Origin of the sequence: Arthrobacter horti, assembly GCF_030731045.1 — a bacterium.
In the GTDB taxonomy this organism is placed as follows: Bacteria; Actinomycetota; Actinomycetes; order Actinomycetales; family Micrococcaceae; genus Arthrobacter_E; species Arthrobacter_E nanjingensis.
Window position 1 is genome coordinate 139,477 of sequence record NZ_JAVALS010000002.1, and the last position, 15,843, is coordinate 155,319.

Sequence of the window (15,843 nt, forward strand, 5' to 3'; positions counted from 1 at the left end):
GGTGTCATTCTGCGGCTGGTGAAACGGCGTGTCGCGAGACTGCGGAGGAGGCTCTCCTCAGGCGTGCTGATGCGCCTCGTGCTCCTGATGAGAGGCCGGCTCCAGCTGGAAGGTGCAGTGCTCGGTGTCGAAGTGCGAGCCCAGGCAGCGCTGCATGCGGTCCAGGATCCGGTCCGCGGATTCCGGGCTCAGGTGCTCGTCCTGCACCACCACGTGGGCGGAGAAGACGGGCACTCCGGAGGTGATGGTCCAGATGTGGATGTCATGCACGGACTCCACACCGTCCACGCCCAGGATGTGTTCGCGGATCATGCCGACGTCCACGCCCTTGGGGGTGGCCTCCAGGAGGACGTCCACCACGTCCTTGAGCAGGCTCCAGGCGCGGGGGAGGATCATGGCCGCGATGAGCAGGGAGGCGATGGGGTCCGCGGCCGTGAAGCCGGTGAACATGATGATCAGGGCCGCGGCGATGACGGCCAGGGAGCCCAGCAGGTCGCCCAGGACCTCCAGATAGGCGCCGCGCAGATTCAGGCTCTCGTCCCGCCCGCCCTGCAGGATGAACAGGGAAGCCGCGTTGGCCACGGCGCCGATGATGGCGGCGAAGAGCATGGTCCCGGTCTGGATCTCAGGATTCTGCCCGAAGCGCTGGACGGCCTCGATGGCGATGACGACGGCGATCACGATCAGGATGAGGGCGTTGGCCAGGGCGGCCAGGATCTCGGCGCGCTGGTAGCCGTAGGTGCGCTGGTCCGTGGCCGGCCTCGTGGCGATCCAGGAGGCCAGGAGGGCGATGAACACGCCGGCGGCGTCGGAGAGCATGTGGCCGGCGTCGGCCAGCAGGGCGAGCGAGCCGGACAGGGCTGCGCCCGCCACCTGGATGACGACGACGCCCAGGGTGATGCACAGGACCGTCACCAGGCGTTTGCGGTGCTTGCCCGTTCCGGTCATTCCGTGGCTGTGATCGTGGTTGTGGCCCATGCCTTCAGGCTAGCTTCGCGGGCCCGGGGATGCATGTCCGGAATGCGACTCATTCGCAGTGCTGGCGCGGATTTCGGAGCCTCGCCGGGTGGTCGGCTCGGCCGCCTTCCTCAGCCGCCCGCCTCAGCCGCAGCCGAGTTCGTGGAGACGGGCGTCGTCCACGCCGAAGTGGTGGGCCACCTCGTGGATGACGGTCACCTGGATCTCGTAGAGGACCTCGGAGCGGCTGGCGCAGATGTCCAGGATGGGCCGGCGGTACAGGGTGATTCGGTCCGGGAGGGATCCCGCGGCCCAGAATTCACCGCGCTCGGTCAGTGGGGTGCCTTCATAGAGGCCCAGGAACGGCTGGCCGGTCTCCGGGTCCGTGCCATCCTCCTCGATGAACAGCATCACGTTGTCCATGTGGGAGGAGATCTCCTCCGGAAGGTCCTTCAGGGCGCGCAGGGCGATGGCCTGGAAGTCGTCCAGGCTCAGGCGGGTGGTCTCGGCGTGCTCCAGGTGTTCGAAACCGGGTTCGCCGCGGAGCGTGCAGCGCGGACCGGGCGGCCAGATCCTGATCGGCAGGCTGGATTTTGGATTTTCACTGGTCATGCCCTAAAGTTTTACAGGTCCACTTCGCACGGATCGCGACGGAGCTTGTCAGAGCGCCATCGGGAACTGGGCGAGTGAGTCTAGGCCCCCATCGTCTAGCGGCCTAGGACACCGCCCTTTCACGGCGGCGGCACGGGTTCGAATCCCGTTGGGGGTACGCACGAGAAGCGATTTGAAAGCGGAACGGAAGATCTGCTAAGATTGAATCTTGTGAGCGGCGAGAGATTGCCGCAAAAAACGAGTAGAAATACTCAAACTCGGTAGTAATACCATCGAGGCCCTGTAGCGCAGTTGGTTAGCGCGCCGCCCTGTCACGGCGGAGGTCGCGGGTTCAAGTCCCGTCAGGGTCGCTCTGATTGATCGGATATTCCGGCGGTCATGGTGACACGTCACCAAGGCTCTGTAGCTCAGTTGGTAGAGCGTTCGACTGAAAATCGAAAGGTCACCGGATCGACGCCGGTCGGAGCCACTAAAACCCTCGCGTAGCTTCTACATCGCGAGGGTTTTTTCATTTAACAATGCCCCTGTGCTTCAACAATGCGCCGCGCCTCGACGATGCTCCGTGCGGATATTCTCGAAACGACGATCGTCCTATCCGTTTCCGAGCAGCCAGGGGGACTGCCGATGAGCCGTTCGCTGTCTCAAACACTCAGCCGGGTTTACTTCGCGCTCCAATCGCTGACCGGCCTCCTCTGGTGGATTCTCGTTTTCGCCGTGCCGTCCGTGCGTGAGGCCACGCTGGGAACGCTCGACGCCGGTGCCGTCGCAGCCGCCGATCTTCCGCTCTTCGTGGGCGCCGCAGCCGTGGCCGCCTGCGGCGTCCGGTCCGCCGCCGTCGTGAACGCCTTGTGGACCGTCGTCGTCGCCATCGCGCTTGCCGTGTATGCCACCGTCGGCGGTGAGGCCGGCTGGGGCGTGATCCTCATGGGCGCCGCCACGATCGGGTCCCTTCTGGCACTCAGTCTGCTGCTCCTGGGCCGCATCCCGACGGAGTGGATCGCGTGGGGACCGCTGGCGTTCCGCCCGGCCGACGAATCCCGGGAAACCGCGGTCCATCTCGCGGTGACGGCGGGGCAGATCGCGCTGTTCTGGGGATTGTTCCTCGGCGTCCTGCCCTGGGGGATCTCGGTGCTCGAACAACGGTGGGGCGTGGCGGTGCCGGTCCCGCCCGGAGTGCCTGTGGCGGGTGCGGTCCTCTTCTTTGCGGCCAGTGTGCTCGGCCTGTGGTCCGCTGCCGTGATGGCCAGCCTGGGGCGGGGGACTCCGCTGCCGTCCGTCATGCCGAATCATCTGGTCATCGCGGGGCCGTACCGCTGGGTGCGCAATCCCATGGCCCTGTCCGGGGTCATGCAGGCCGGCGCCGTGGGTCTCATGCTGGGTTCCTGGCTGGTGGTGGTCTACGCGGTTGGCGGTTCTGTGCTGTGGAACCTGGCGATCCGGCCGCTCGAGGAGCGCGATCTGGAGGCCCGCTTTGGGGATGAGTTCCGTGGATACCGTGACGCGGTGCGCTGCTGGGTGCCGCGGCCGCCGCGGAGCATTGATCGATTCTGACGATGTGCTTGCCCGGTTTTATTCGCTATGCAGATGAAGTCCGGAGCGTCAAGATGGAGAAAAGCATCCGTCCGGCGCTCTGACGAAGGCGCCGCGAGCATCATCCGCAGAAGGAGAATCACATGGCAGGCGAAGAGGTGGACGTGCTGGTGGTCGGGGCAGGCCAGGCCGGAATCGCGATGAGCGAGCACCTGACCGCCCGGGGCATCTCGCACCTGGTCCTGGAACGAAGCCGCATCGCTGAAAGCTGGCGGACCATGCGTTGGGACTCCCTCGTGGCGAACGGTCCGGCATGGCACGACCGGTTCCCCGGGCTGGAGTTCGACGACATGGATCCCGGGGCGTTCCCTCAGAAAGACCGGGTGGCGGAGTACTTCGAGGCCTATGCGGAGAAGTTCGCCGCGCCCGTCCGCTGCGGCGTGGAGGTGACATCGGTCCGGAGGAAGCTCGGGACCGCCGGCTTCCACGTGAGCACCACGGAGGGGCCGTTCGAAGCGCGCTACATCGTGGCGGCGACCGGCGCGTTCCAGAAGCCGGTGATCCCCGCCGTCGTGCCTGAATCCGCCCCGGTGACGCAGATCCACTCGAGTTCGTACCGTAACCCCGGGCAACTGCCGGCCGGTGGCGTTCTGGTGATCGGGGCGGGATCCTCCGGGGTGCAGATCGCCGCGGAGATCCAGCGCTCCGGACGCCAGGTGCACCTTGCGGTGGGGGCACACGATCGTCCGCCGCGGAGCTACCGCGGCCGGGATTTCTGCTGGTGGCTGGGGGTGCTCGGCCTGTGGGATGCGGCGACGCCGGCAGCCGGTGCGGAGCACGTGACGATCGCCGTCAGCGGAGCGGATGGGGGCCACACGGTGGACTTCCGTGAGCTTGCCGCGGAGGGCGTGGTGCTGACCGGCCGGGCGAGCGGGTACCAGAACGGGATCATGACGTTCGCACCCGGGCTGAAGGAAGACGTGGACCGGGGGGACGCGAATTACCTGGGGGTGCTCGACGCCGCGGATGCGTACATCGAACGCAATGGCCTGGACCTTCCCGAGGAACCGGGGGCCCGCGTGCTGCGGCCGGACCCGGAGTGCCTGACGAACCCGGTGAAGGAGCTGGACCTGGCCGCGGAAGGGATCACGACGATCATCTGGGCCACCGGCTTCGCCCGCGATTACGGGTGGCTGCAGGTGGATGCGTTCGACGAGAAGGGTGCGCCGCGTCAGCAGCGGGGCGTGTCCGCGGAGCAAGGCGTCTACTTCCTGGGCCTGCCGTGGCAGTCACGACGGGGATCCAGTTTCATCTGGGGCGTCTGGCACGACGCGAAGTACATCGCCGACCAGATCGGGATCCAGCAGAGCTACCTGGAGCACCATGAGTCCGGGGCGCTGGTGGGCAGCGGGGTCTGAGACGCCACTGAGGACGCGGACGATCGAGGACCGGTACGACTGAGGACCGGTGACGGCGGCGCCGGACTGGCAGGACCGCTGACGCAGAGGGGCTGCACCGGATGGTGCGGCCCCTCTGGCGTGTGGGGCGGCCGGCATTGGTTCAGCGCGTCAGAACGGCGGCGGATCTGAGCCTGAGTTCGGTGAACGTGCCGCCACGGTCGTGGCTGGTGTGGGTGGGTGGTCGTGGTGTGTGCGGCCGGCGGGGCTGGTCCACTCCAGGACGCCCTTGCCGGCGCCGGAACTGCTTCCTGGTCCGGTACGACTTTGCGGGCCTGGCACGTGACTGCCTGCTGGTCCTGCTTGTGTCACGGTCCACCGGCTCTGGTGTTTCAGGACGTGGTGGCGTCGGCAGAGTCCGGCGAGGTTGCCCAGGGTGGTGGGGCCGCCGTGGGCGGCGTCCTGGGTGTGGTCCAGGTCCAGCTCGTTGGCGGGGAGGTTGCAGCCGGGGAAGCGGCAGCGGGAGTCCCGGGCGTGCAGGAGCCGTTTGAGGTCTTCACTGGGACGGTACCGGTCCACGGCCAACACCGCCCCGCTGATCGGGTCGGTCAGGACCCGGTCCCACGCGGACACACCACCGGCCAGGAGACGTACGGTGTCCGGGTCGATGGGGTGCCGGCCGTTCAGCTCCGCCGCGACCGGCTCATGAGTCTCGTCACCAATCAGAGTCAGCACCGGGACAGTGACCTCGACCCGGGCGGTGATCCCGGCCAGGAGCCCGTCCGGGGTGTCGTGACCGCTCGGGGCGCCGTGCAGGAGCAGATCCGCGAGCAGGTCGGCCCGGAGCTGATCCCGGGTCCGGGACTCTGCGGTGTCTGCCCCAGAGCCGGTTTCTTCACGCACCTTGGCCAGGCTGGTCAACCGTCCGAAGACCCCGTGGGCGAGCGTCGCGGGCAGCACGGCCCCGAGCTCGGCCATCCCATCCGGCAACGGATTCAGCCAGACCCGGCGCTGTTCGCAGGCGCGGTCGTGGCGGACTGCCAGGGGTTCGGGCTGGGCTTTCTCGGCTTCCCGGACCGCGATCCTGCGCACCCGCCCGGGTGCCTGCGTTTCGGCCACCGCCAGGACGGCGTGCTCGTACCGGGCCCGTGCCGCCGGGTCCTCGATCACGGTCCCGGCGTCCCGGATCACCCGCACATGCCCGGCACTGATCCGCCCCTCCGTGAACGCCTGAAGGGTCGCGGGGAACCGCTCCACGAGCTCCACGGCGGCACCCATCTGGTGCTGGACGGACCGGTCACTGGCCCGGGTCGCGGTGGCGATCTCCGCCGCGACCGAACGCTCCGCCAACTCCACCGCCCGCGCCTCCCACAAGCCCTCATCAGCCGGCACGCCCAGCCCAGCGCCGTCGTCGTCAATCAGCCCATGGGAGAGTTCCACCGCCATGGCCAGCAGCAGCTCCCGGCCCGCCTGCAACTGCGCGATCCCCCGGTCCGCCGCCACGATCGCCGACGTCAAGGAGTCAAGCGCACCCAGAACCCCGGGCACCTGCCCGGCCCCCGGAACCCCGCTCGTGCTGCTCCCCGCCTCCATGACCCCACTCTTCCAGGAGGCACTGACATTGTTTACACCCGCCACACCAGCATCATCGGCAACGGAGCGCGAGTCTCACCCCAGCCCGGCCAGCGACCTCGCGGACAGCGCCCCGGCGGCCTCGGTGACACTCAGCAGACCCCGCTCCACCACCAGTTCCGCCACGCCCCGATTGCTCGCCAGCGCCTCCTTCGCCAGCTCCGCCGCCGGGCCGTAGCCCAGCAACGGCGCCAGTCCGGTCACCACGCTCACAGAGTTCAGCATCCGTTGCTCCAGCAGTACCGTGTTCGCCTGGATGCCGTCCACGCAGTGCGTCCGCAGCTGCCGGCACGCCACCGTGAGCCAGGACAGGGACTCCAGCAGCGAATCCGCCATGACCGGCTCGAACGCATTGAGCTGCAGCTGCCCGGCCTCCACGGCCATCGTCACCGTGGCATCGGCCCCCACCACGCGGAACGCCACCTGGTTCACCATCTCCGGGATCACCGGGTTGACCTTCCCCGGCATGATCGAGGACCCGGCCTGCACCGCCGGCAGCAGGATCTCCCCGAACCCTGCCTGCGGCCCGGAGGACAGCAGCCGCAGGTCGTTACAAATCTTGGAGAGCTTCACGGCGGCCCGCTTCAGGACGCCGGACACCAGCAGGAACACGCCCGTGTCGCTGGTCGCCTCCACCAGATCCGCCGAGGACACCAGCGGCAGCCCGGTCACCGCACCCAGCTCCCGGATCGCCGCCTCGCGGTACCCGGCCGGCGCGGTGATCCCCGTGCCGATCGCCGTCGCGCCCAGGTTCGACTCCAGCAGGTGCGGCAGCAGCTCCGTCAGCCGATTCCCGTCCTCCCGCAGCGTCTCCGCGAACGCCCCGAACTCCTGCCCCAGGGACATGGGCACCGCGTCCTGCAACTGCGTCCGCCCCACTTTCAGGACGTCGGAGAAAGCCTCGGCCTTCGCCGAGAAGGAGGCGATGAGCCGCGCGTGCTCGGCGCACAGCACGGTCAGTTCCCGGTGCAGGGCGAGCTTCACGGCCGTCGGGTAGACGTCGTTGGTGGACTGGCTGCGATTGACGTCGTCGATGGGGTGGACGGCGGCGTAGTCACCACGACGGCGGCCCAGGACTTCCAGCGCCCGGTTGGCCACGACCTCATTGGCGTTCATATTGGTGCTGGTCCCGGCGCCGCCCTGGATGGCGTCCACCACGAACTCGTCGTCCAGAAGGCCTTCCATGACGTCCCGGGCGGCCCACTGGATGGCCGCGGACTTCTCCTCATCCAGCAGCCTCAGGCCCTCATTGGCCCGTGCAGCCGCGTACTTCACGGCACCGAGGCCCCACACGAGGGAGCGGAGCGAGCCGATGGTCCGGCCGCTGACCGGGAAGTTCTCCACGGCGCGCAGCGTGCTGATGCCCCAATAGGCCTCCGCGGGGACGTCGCGGTCGCCCAGACTGTCGTGCTCGCGGCGCACGGCACGCGGTGCCCCGTCAGGCCGCGGTGCGGCGTCCGGGGACGGTGCGGCGGACGGTGAAGAGGGGTGAGTCATGGTCCTGTCCTTCAGGAGACTAGAGCGCCAGGAAGTCGAGCGCCGTCAGCGCGAGTGCCGCGGCGCCGTCGTGAATGGCCTGATCGGCCGCCGCACCCACACAGTGGGCGGCGAATTCCAGCTGGTGGTTGGCCGCCGGGAAGCAGCCCAGGCCGATGTACGGGTGGATGGCCGGGACCACCTGAGACACATTGCCCATGTCGGTGGAGGCCCGGTTCATGGTGGCCTGCTCGGGCGGGGCGTCGAAGCTGCGGCCCAGCGATTCCGCGTGGCGGATGTACAGCTCCAGCGCCCGCTGTTCCGTGCGGAACTCCGAATACGGTTCCGACTCCGGCGTCACGGTCAGCTCGCAACCGGACGCCAGGGCGCCGGCCTCGAAACAGCGCTCCACGCGCTCCTCCAGCACGGAGAGCTCCGCCAGGGTCTCCGCCCGGACGTACCAGCGGCCCTCCGTCTTCTCCGGGATGGCGTTGGGGGCCTCGCCGCCGCGTGTCTGGATCCCGTGCACCCGGGTCTCCCGCGGGAGCTGCTGGCGCAGGAGGCCGAGGGCCACCTGGGCCACGATGAACGCGTCATTCGCGTTGACGCCCTGCTCCGGGTACGCGGCCGCATGCGCGGCCTTCCCGCGGTACTCGACATGGCTGTGCGCCACGGCGTAGGGGCGGGCCTCCGCGGAGTCCACGGGACTCGGGTGAGCCATCATCGCCAGATCCAGGCCCTGGAAGGCGCCCTTCTTCAGCAACTCGATCTTGCCGCCGCCGCCTTCCTCCGCGGGGGTTCCGTAGACCTCCACGGTGAGGTCGTGCTCCGCGGCGAAGCCTGCCAGCGTCACGGCCGCCCCACAGGAGATGGCGGTGATGATGTTGTGGCCGCACGCGTGTCCCAGCCCGGGCAGCGCGTCGTACTCGGCCATCAGGCCCACGCGGCGGGAACCGGTGCCGAGAACGGCGCGGATCGCGGTGGGGAATCCCAGGTACGCCCGTTCCACGGAGAAACCGTGCGCCTCCAGATACTCGGCGGTCCAGGCGGCCGCGCGGTGCTCCTGCCAGCCGAGCTCCGGGTGGGCGTGGAGCGTCTCGGAGAGCCGGACGAGATCCGGGTGCTGCGCCGCGACGGCATTCAGCACCCGGACCCGGGACGTGCCCAGGGCCACGTCAGCGGTCATCGCCGGGTACCCCGTAGCCCACGGAGGCGGCCGGATCGAGCCCGCGCACCACATAGTCGTGGCGCTGCGGCAGCCATACCTCGAGCAGGCGGGCGAGCTCCTCGAGCGGCTCCTCGTGCCAGTCGACGCGCAGATCGGTGTCCCGCCAGCCGTGGCCGGAGACCACGGACAGCCCGGCCGAGCGGACCGGTCCGGCCTCGCCGCCGGCGGCCTCACCGGCGAGCAGCGCGGCGAGCAGGCGCTCCTCAAGCTCACCGGTGGACGCCTCGAAGGCGGCGCAGATCGCCTGCGGCACTCCGGGATCCGCCAGCATGTTGCCCGCGGAGACGCAGCCGGCGCCCTGCCCCGTGCCGATCACGCCGAGCGCATGCTCACCGCTGAACACGGCGGAGCCGCCTCGGGCGTCCAGGACCACCAGCTGCCGGAAGGCGGCCGACGGCGTTCGGCGCACGACGGCGTCGAGCGCCTCCTGCGCGGAGGCCCCGGCTTCCAGCTCATCCAGGAGGAGGGTGCCCAGGCGCGGGTCGGTGATGTTCTGCGAGCTCACGGCGCCGACGCCGTCGCGCAGATGGGCGCAGCGGGCGGCGACCGCGGGGGAGGAGGAGGTCACGGCCAGGCCGAAGCGGCCCGCGCCGTCGGTGGCGGCGATGCTGAAGGTCATGCGGAAACCTCCTGCGAGATGACGGCGGTGGCGTCGATCTCCACGAGCCACTCGGGCCGGGCGAGCGCGGAGACCACGATGCCGGTGGAGACCGGGAAGACGCCCTTGAGCCAGCGGCCCATGGTCCGGTAGACGGGCTCGCGGTAGCGGGGATCGATGATGTAGACGGTCACCTTCACGATGTCCTCGAGGCTGCTGCCGGCTTCGCGGAGCAGCATGTCGATATTGGCCATGGCCTTCTCCGCCTGCGCCTCCACATCGCCGATGCCCACGGATTCGCGGGTTTCCAGGTCTTGCCCGATCTGGCCGCGCAGGTACACGACGCCGTTGGCCACCACGGCCTGGCAGAGATCGTTGTCGAGGTTCTGCTCCGGGTAGGTGACCTTCGTGTTGAAGGTGCGGATGCGCTGGTGTTTCACGGTCGGGTGCCTTTTCGCCGGGGTGATCGGGGGTACAGCTTCAGCTTCCCGTCCACGGAAACATCTGTCTAACAGTGGTTTTCGAATGGCTGTATCGAAAAAATCGATGAATCGGTATCCTGGCCGCATGGACGTCACGCTCACCCAGCTCCGCTACTTCGTCGAGGCCGCAGCACAGCTCTCCATGACCGGCGCCTCCGTGCGGCTGAACGTGGCCCAGTCAGCGGTCTCCGCGGCCATCGCCCAGCTGGAGCGCCACGTGGGCACGCAGTTCTTCATCCGGCAGCGGTCCAAGGGACTGCTGCTGACGCCGGCCGGCGAGATGTTCCTCCGCGACGCCCAGGCCATCCTGGCGCACGTCGAGGAGAGCCTGGACCACGCGCGCGGGGAGACCCAGAGCCTGTCCGGGCGCATCCGCCTGGCCTGTTTCAACACGGTCACGCCGTTCCTGCTGCCGGGCGTGCTGACCCGGCTCAAGACGGAGCACCCGGCGCTGGAGGTGGACGTCCTGGAAGCCGACACTGCAGGATGCATCTCGGCGCTGCTCAGCGGCCAGGCCGATCTGGCCCTCTGCTACGACCTGGACCTGCCGGAGTCCCTCGCCACCACGGTGCTGGATACCGCCCGGCCGTACCTGGCGATCCCGCCGGAGCACGCGCTGGCCGAGGCGGGCAGTGTGAAGCTGTCCGCGGTGAAGGAGGAGCCGTTCGTGCTCCTGGATCTGCCGCACAGCCGTGACCTGATGCTCTCCATTGCGCGGCGGAGCGGCCGGGAGCCGGAGGTGGCGTTCCGCTCCGGCAGCTTCGAGACCGTGCGCACCCTGGTGTCCCGCGGGCTGGGGTACTCGATCCTTCACCAGCGCCCACAGCATGGCATGACCTACGACGGCGGCCGGCTGGCCATGGTGGAGATCGAGGACCAGGTGCCGGAACTGAAGACCGTGCTGGCGCATCTGCGCACGCAGCGTCCCACGGCGCGGGTCCGCGCGGTGGCCCAGGCCGTCCGGAAGCAGATCGACGCCGCGAAGACGGCGCGGGCCCGGCAGCAGCAGGCTCAGCGGGAAGGCTGAGGCCTGGGCGCTGCCAGCCGTGTGATCGCCCGCTCCACCAGGTGCCGCTGGCGGGAGCCGGTGACGGCGTCCGGGTCCAGCATGGAGGTCACGTGCAGGCCCATCATGACGTTCAGCAGCTCATCCGCCACGGCGTCCGGGTCCGCGAGAGGTGCGCACTCGGCGTCGTCCTCGGCCTGCGCCAGGAAGCCCAGCATGAGCCCACGCCAGTGCAACAGGGCCTCGCGGCCGACGGCGCGCAGCGCTTCTTCGGTCTGGGCCCGCTGCCAGAAGGACACCGCCACCCGGGCCTCCACCACGGTCAGCGGGTCCGCCGGGATGATCTCCAGGCACAGTCCGCGCAGGGCGGCGAGCCCGCGCCGCCCGGCGGTGTGGGAGTCGATGCGCTCATTGGTGCGCTCGCAGATGAGCTCGTAGGAGGCCAGGAGCAGCGCGTCCTTGTTGGGGAAGTAGTGCGCCAGGACGCCGGGCGCCGCGTAGCCGCACTCCCGGGCGATGTCCCGCATGCTGGCGTTCTCGATGCCCTCCTGGGCGATCAGCCGCCAGGTGGTCTCGATGATCGCGCGGCGCCGTTCGCCGTGGTCCACCAAACGGGGCATGCTCTTCCTCCCAAGATTCTTTGAAAGCAGGGAAAACGACGACGGCCGGAGCCTTGGCCCCGGCCGTCGTCACCTTATCAGTGGCAGGATGCGTGCGGTTCGGCTGGGGCGGAAGCGCAGTGTCCCGCCGCCGAGGACGGCACGTCCAGGGTGGGGTTCTCGTCGAAGAAGCCGTGCGGCTTCAGGGTGAAGCCGGTGGTGTCCACGGGCATGACCGGCCAGTCCTCCGGGCGCGGGTAGTGGGTCAGGCCGAAGGAGTGCCACACCACCAAATCTTGGCCGTCCAGGTCCCGGTCCTGGGCCACGTAGGACGGAAGTCCGGCGCCGCCCGGGTGCTGGTTGACGAAGTCGCCGGCGGCGTAGAGCTCGTCCTCGGCATGCCGCGTGACCCAGAGGTGGTGGCGGGCGAAGGCGGCACGGGAGGCGATGGAGGAGTCATCCGCCATGGCCAGGGTGGGCTGGCCCTCCGGGAAGAGGGTGTAACCGACCGGGTGGCCGAGGTGGTTGAGGGACTCCGGGTTGCTGATGTGCCACACGCGGCCCTTGGAGCCGTCTGCGTCGCGGACGGCGTCGGACTCGCGGCCCAGCAGGGTGCGCTTCTGGGAGAAGGCGTTGCCGTGAGGATTGCCCGGACCCTTCGGCAGACGGACCAGGTCCAGCTCCTCCACGCGGTTCGTTTCGCCGTCGATCATCATGTCCAGGCGGGCGTTGAAGAGGTGCTGGTGGTACGGGGCGCCCAGGCCCGGGGCGATCTCCGAGGCGTAGGCGTAGCCCTTCTCCGGAAGGGCCGCGGTGAAGACGATGCCGGTGGCCTTGGCCTCGAATTCGATGGTGCCGTCCAGGTAGAGGTACCAGTAGAAGCCATAGTCGTAGTTGCCCACCGTGGTGAAGAAGGAGACCACCAGGCGGCGGTTGCGGCGGACCTCGTTGGAGCCGGCCCACTCGTCCGTGTGCTTCCAGAGGATGCCGGCGTCCTCCTCATGGACGCAGATGCCGTTCTCGATGGTGCGCGGGTTGCCGAAGTCGTCCGCGACGACGGGGGAAAGGTAGGTGATCTCGCCCAGGCAGTCGCAGCCGAGCTTGAGGGAGTTGGCGTCCCGGCCCACCAGGTACTCGCCGGAGTCGAAGTAGTTCTGCCAGCTGCGGTAAGGCGCCGGGTCGCCGTAGGGGACCACCATCTCGGAGATCGCGGCGCGGTGGATGAGCGGACGACGGCGGCCGCGCCGGGTGTGGTGGATCTGGTGCAGCACCAGCCCCTCGCGGGCGTCGAAGCCGACGCGCAGGTCCCAGCCCGCCCAGCTCAGGTGGTTGCCGTCGAGGGAGAAGCTGGGGCCGTCCGGCTGCGTGATCTCGATGGGCTTCAGGTCCGTGCGCAGTTCGCCGTGGATCTCCGGTTCGGTGTAGTTGCCATTGATCTCCGGGACCGGGACGGGGCCGTCGTCGATCAGGTGGTCCACGCGGCGCTTCTCCACGTCCACGAAGGCCACCAGGCCGTCCAGCGGGTGGGCCCAGGCGTGATCGCCGGGGTGGTCCTGACGGAAGCCGAGCCCGCGGAGCAGGCGCTTGCCCTCCTCTCCCGGGTATTCGAAGACGCCGGCGGAGAGCGGGGCCACGCGGACCTGGGCCGGGGTGAGGCCGCGGGATTCCAGCGCGGCGATCCACTGCGGATCCACAGCCAGGATCTCCTCGATGAGTTCGAACTCCTCGAGCAGCACCGGCAGCTGGCCGTCGACGGCGGGGTTCAGCTCGCGCTGCTCCAGCACCTCGCCGGTGCTCAGGGAGGCGCGGACGTCGAGGGAGCGGGACAGGGTGGCGTCCCAGAGCATGGCGCGGATGACGCGGTCCGGGGCTGCGTCCTCCCCATCGTTCACGGCGTCCTCGCCGTAGAGGGCCTGTTTGGGCGGCTCGATGAGCCCGAGGTAGGCGAAGCGGGTGGTGTCCGCCACGAGCCCGGCGTCGGCCAGGATCTGCCGGGCCTGCTGGATTTCCGGGGCCGAGAGCTGCTCCAGCGGGTGCTGGGCCACGGTGGCCGAGGGGATCGTCTGAAGAGTCATGGCACTTCCTGAAGTTCGTTTTTGATGATACAACTGTTCAACCAACGCTGTGATGTTATCCACATCACAGCCCCAGAGTAAAGTCCCCGCATTCATCGCGCCGGACGGGACGGGAGGACCGTGGAGCAGGTCATCAGCGCAAGTCCCGTGCGTGCCCGCGCCGCCGTCGTCCTGGTCGGTTCGGCCGTGACGACCGGCGTCGTGGCGCACGCCGTCGCCGCCTTCAGTGAGCCCGCCGGCTGGATGGCCTGGTGGATGGGCGCCATGGCGGTGCTCTGCCTCGCCTGCGCTCTCCCGATGGCCCTCCCGGTGGCCGGGAAACGCCGCTGCGCCGGCCGGGCGGCCGGGCATGTCATGGCCATGAGCGCCGTGATGGTCCTGGTCCACGCGGCCGTGGTGCTCCTGCCCGGAGCCGGCATGCACCATGCCGGGTCCTCCGGCCCTCCGCACGCCGCGCATGTGGCTCCGATGCTCCTCCTCATCGCCGTGGAGCTCCTCTGCATGATGAGCGCCTCCGCGGCCCTCCGCCTGAACCGCCCCGTCCCGAACACCCCTCGTCAGGAGTACCCATGAACCCCACCGCCACCGCGCTTCCCATCGACTGGCACGGCCGGGCCGACGCCCTGTCTCTGGACGGCCGCGCCTTCATCGACGGCCGCCGCACGGACGCGGGTGGCGACCGCCGCCCCACCGTCAGTCCGATCGACGGGCGGATCCTCGCAGAGCTGACGTCCTGCGGCAGTGAGGAGGTGGACCGCGCCGTCGCGGCCGCGCGTCGTGCCTTCCCCGCCTGGCTCCGGAAGGGAGCCGAAGGGCGGAAAGCCGCCCTTCTGGCTCTGGCCGATCTGATGGAGGCCCACGCCGAGGAGCTGGCCCTGCTGGAGACCCTGGACAGCGGCAAGCCGATCCTGCAGACCACCACCGTGGACGTGCCCGGCGCCATCTCCACTCTCCGCTGGTATGCCGAGGCCGCGGACAAGCAGAGCGGCGAGCTGCCGGCCGTGCCCCACGGCGCCACGGCGCTCGTCACGCGGGAACCGCTGGGCGTGGTCGCGGCGATCGTGCCGTGGAACTTCCCGCTGGAGATCGCGGTGTGGAAGCTCGCCCCCGCGCTCGCATCCGGCAACACGCTGGTGCTCAAGCCGGCCGAGCAGACGTCCCTGAGTGTGCTGCGCGTCGCCGAACTCGCCGCCGAGGCCGGGATCCCGGACGGTGTCCTGAACATCGTCACCGGGTCCGGGCGTGAGGTCGGTGCGGCCCTGGCGCACCACATGGACGTGGACGCCCTGGCATTCACGGGTTCCACGGCGGTCTCCCGCACTCTCATGGAGGCGTCCGGGCGCAGCAACCTGAAGCGACTGAGTCTGGAAGCCGGAGGCAAGAGCTCCAATCTGGTCTTCGCGGACACCGCGGACCTCCGGCTGGCCGCGGAGAAGGCGGCGTTCGGCGCGTTCTACAACCAGGGTCAGGTCTGCTCCGCCAATTCCAGGATCCTGGTGCAGCGCTCCGTCCACGACGAGTTCGCCGGACTCCTGGCGAGGGCCGCGGCCGCCTACGCCCCGGCCGATCCGCTGGCCGGTCTGGACGGCAACGGCGCCCTGATCAGCGCGGCCCACGCGGACGCCGTCGAGCAGTGGATCACGCGTGGCCGTGCGGAAGGAGAGGTGCTGTTCGGCGGCGAACGCCGGTGCATCCGCGGCTCCGATGCGTATCTGGAGCCGACCGTGCTGGGCGGCCTGCCGGGGAACCATGACGTTCACCGGGAGGAGATCTTCGGGCCCGTGGCCGTGCTGCACGCCTTCGACACGGAGGAGGAGGCCGTGGCGCTCGCCAACGCCACGGAGTACGGCCTGGCGGCGTCCGTGTGGACCTCGGACCTCTCGCGGGCGCACCGTGTGGCGGGGGATCTCCTGGCCGGCACCGTGTCCGTGAACACCGTGGATGCGCTCGGCAACACCACGCCGTTCGGCGGCTTCAAGCAGTCCGGCTTCGGCAGGGACCTCTCGCTGCACGCCTTCGACAACTACACGGCTCCCAAGACCACCTGGATCCAGTTCGGCTGAGTGCATCTGTTCAACCGCTGATGTCCATCGATATTCAGTGGTTTACGTGATGCAGGCCACAAATCTACGCTGGGGGAACAGCAGCGCAGACCGGGCCCGCGGGGCCCAGGGAAGCCCAGGGGAACGGGCCCTCCGCGCCGGTGCATCGACAGTGCACCCTCTTCCACCTGGCATGAGCAGTGGACAAC

General features: G+C 69.2%; 14 protein-coding genes and 3 tRNA genes. 8 read left to right on the forward strand and 9 right to left on the reverse strand.

Annotation, left to right across the window (positions count from 1 at the left end; translation table 11 throughout):
- Positions 1-57: 57 nt before the first annotated feature.
- Together Q9R02_RS04465 and Q9R02_RS16470 are read right to left on the reverse strand one after the other, a co-directional pair.
- Entirely contained in the window at positions 58-978 is a 921-nt protein-coding gene (locus tag Q9R02_RS04465; RefSeq protein WP_305995458.1) for a cation diffusion facilitator family transporter, read from the reverse strand.
- Positions 979-1,101: 123 nt separating this feature from the next.
- On the reverse strand, positions 1,102-1,569 hold the full coding sequence (locus Q9R02_RS16470) for a metallopeptidase family protein (RefSeq protein WP_342006883.1): 468 nt from the start codon (positions 1,567-1,569) through the stop codon (positions 1,102-1,104).
- An 84-nt stretch (positions 1,570-1,653) separates the two neighbouring features.
- On the opposite strand from Q9R02_RS16470, the gene Q9R02_RS04475 reads away from it, so the two are divergent.
- The 5 genes from Q9R02_RS04475 to Q9R02_RS04495 all read left to right on the forward strand — a co-directional run bounded on the left by Q9R02_RS04475 (position 1,654) and on the right by Q9R02_RS04495 (position 4,517).
- A tRNA-Glu gene (locus Q9R02_RS04475) sits at positions 1,654-1,726 on the forward strand.
- Positions 1,727-1,845: 119 nt separating this feature from the next.
- Positions 1,846-1,919 (forward strand) — tRNA-Asp (locus Q9R02_RS04480).
- Positions 1,920-1,965: 46 nt separating this feature from the next.
- Positions 1,966-2,038, forward strand: a tRNA-Phe gene (locus tag Q9R02_RS04485).
- A 155-nt stretch (positions 2,039-2,193) separates the two neighbouring features.
- On the forward strand, positions 2,194-3,120 hold the full coding sequence (locus tag Q9R02_RS04490) for a methyltransferase family protein (RefSeq protein WP_305995459.1): 927 nt from the start codon (positions 2,194-2,196) through the stop codon (positions 3,118-3,120).
- A gap of 122 nt (positions 3,121-3,242) precedes the next feature.
- A complete protein-coding gene (locus Q9R02_RS04495; protein ID WP_305995460.1) occupies positions 3,243-4,517 on the forward strand; it encodes a flavin-containing monooxygenase in 1,275 nt (424 codons plus the stop codon).
- A 150-nt stretch (positions 4,518-4,667) separates the two neighbouring features.
- On the opposite strand, the gene Q9R02_RS04500 is transcribed toward Q9R02_RS04495, so the two are convergent.
- From Q9R02_RS04500 to Q9R02_RS04520, 5 genes are all read right to left on the reverse strand, one after another.
- Entirely contained in the window at positions 4,668-6,089 is a 1,422-nt protein-coding gene (locus Q9R02_RS04500; protein WP_305995461.1) for an HNH endonuclease signature motif containing protein, read from the reverse strand.
- Positions 6,090-6,164: 75 nt separating this feature from the next.
- The gene (locus Q9R02_RS04505) at positions 6,165-7,625 is read right to left on the reverse strand and encodes an aspartate ammonia-lyase (protein WP_305995462.1); all 1,461 of its coding nucleotides are present in this window, start codon (positions 7,623-7,625) and stop codon (positions 6,165-6,167) included.
- 19 nt (positions 7,626-7,644) lie between these two features.
- Positions 7,645-8,790 carry a M20 family metallopeptidase gene (locus Q9R02_RS04510; protein ID WP_305995463.1) on the reverse strand — a complete coding sequence of 382 codons (1,146 nt, stop codon included), beginning with the start codon at positions 8,788-8,790 and terminating at the stop codon, positions 7,645-7,647.
- A complete protein-coding gene (locus Q9R02_RS04515) occupies positions 8,780-9,451 on the reverse strand; it encodes a DUF1028 domain-containing protein (RefSeq protein ID WP_305995464.1) in 672 nt (223 codons plus the stop codon). Before Q9R02_RS04515 ends, Q9R02_RS04510 begins: the two co-directional genes overlap by 11 nt.
- Entirely contained in the window at positions 9,448-9,870 is a 423-nt protein-coding gene (locus Q9R02_RS04520) for a RidA family protein (protein ID WP_305995465.1), read from the reverse strand. Before Q9R02_RS04520 ends, Q9R02_RS04515 begins: the two co-directional genes overlap by 4 nt.
- A gap of 127 nt (positions 9,871-9,997) precedes the next feature.
- On the opposite strand from Q9R02_RS04520, the gene Q9R02_RS04525 reads away from it, so the two are divergent.
- Positions 9,998-10,939 (forward strand): LysR substrate-binding domain-containing protein, encoded by a 942-nt coding sequence (locus Q9R02_RS04525; protein ID WP_305995466.1) that lies wholly within the window; start codon positions 9,998-10,000, stop codon positions 10,937-10,939.
- On the opposite strand, the gene Q9R02_RS04530 is transcribed toward Q9R02_RS04525, so the two are convergent.
- Both Q9R02_RS04530 and Q9R02_RS04535 read right to left on the reverse strand, forming a co-directional pair.
- Entirely contained in the window at positions 10,924-11,538 is a 615-nt protein-coding gene (locus Q9R02_RS04530) for a TetR/AcrR family transcriptional regulator (RefSeq protein WP_305995467.1), read from the reverse strand. The genes Q9R02_RS04525 and Q9R02_RS04530 overlap by 16 nt on opposite strands.
- 77 nt (positions 11,539-11,615) lie before the next feature.
- Positions 11,616-13,592 (reverse strand): primary-amine oxidase, encoded by a 1,977-nt coding sequence (locus tag Q9R02_RS04535; protein WP_305995468.1) that lies wholly within the window; start codon positions 13,590-13,592, stop codon positions 11,616-11,618.
- Between the two features lie 120 nt (positions 13,593-13,712).
- On the opposite strand from Q9R02_RS04535, the gene Q9R02_RS04540 reads away from it, so the two are divergent.
- Complete coding sequence (locus Q9R02_RS04540; protein WP_305995469.1) at positions 13,713-14,165, forward strand: hypothetical protein; 453 nt, start codon at positions 13,713-13,715, stop codon at positions 14,163-14,165.
- Positions 14,162-15,655: an aldehyde dehydrogenase family protein gene (locus Q9R02_RS04545; RefSeq protein ID WP_305995470.1), complete on the forward strand. Its 1,494-nt coding sequence runs from the start codon at positions 14,162-14,164 to the stop codon at positions 15,653-15,655. The genes Q9R02_RS04540 and Q9R02_RS04545 overlap by 4 nt, the downstream gene beginning before the upstream one ends.
- Positions 15,656-15,843 lie beyond the last annotated feature (188 nt).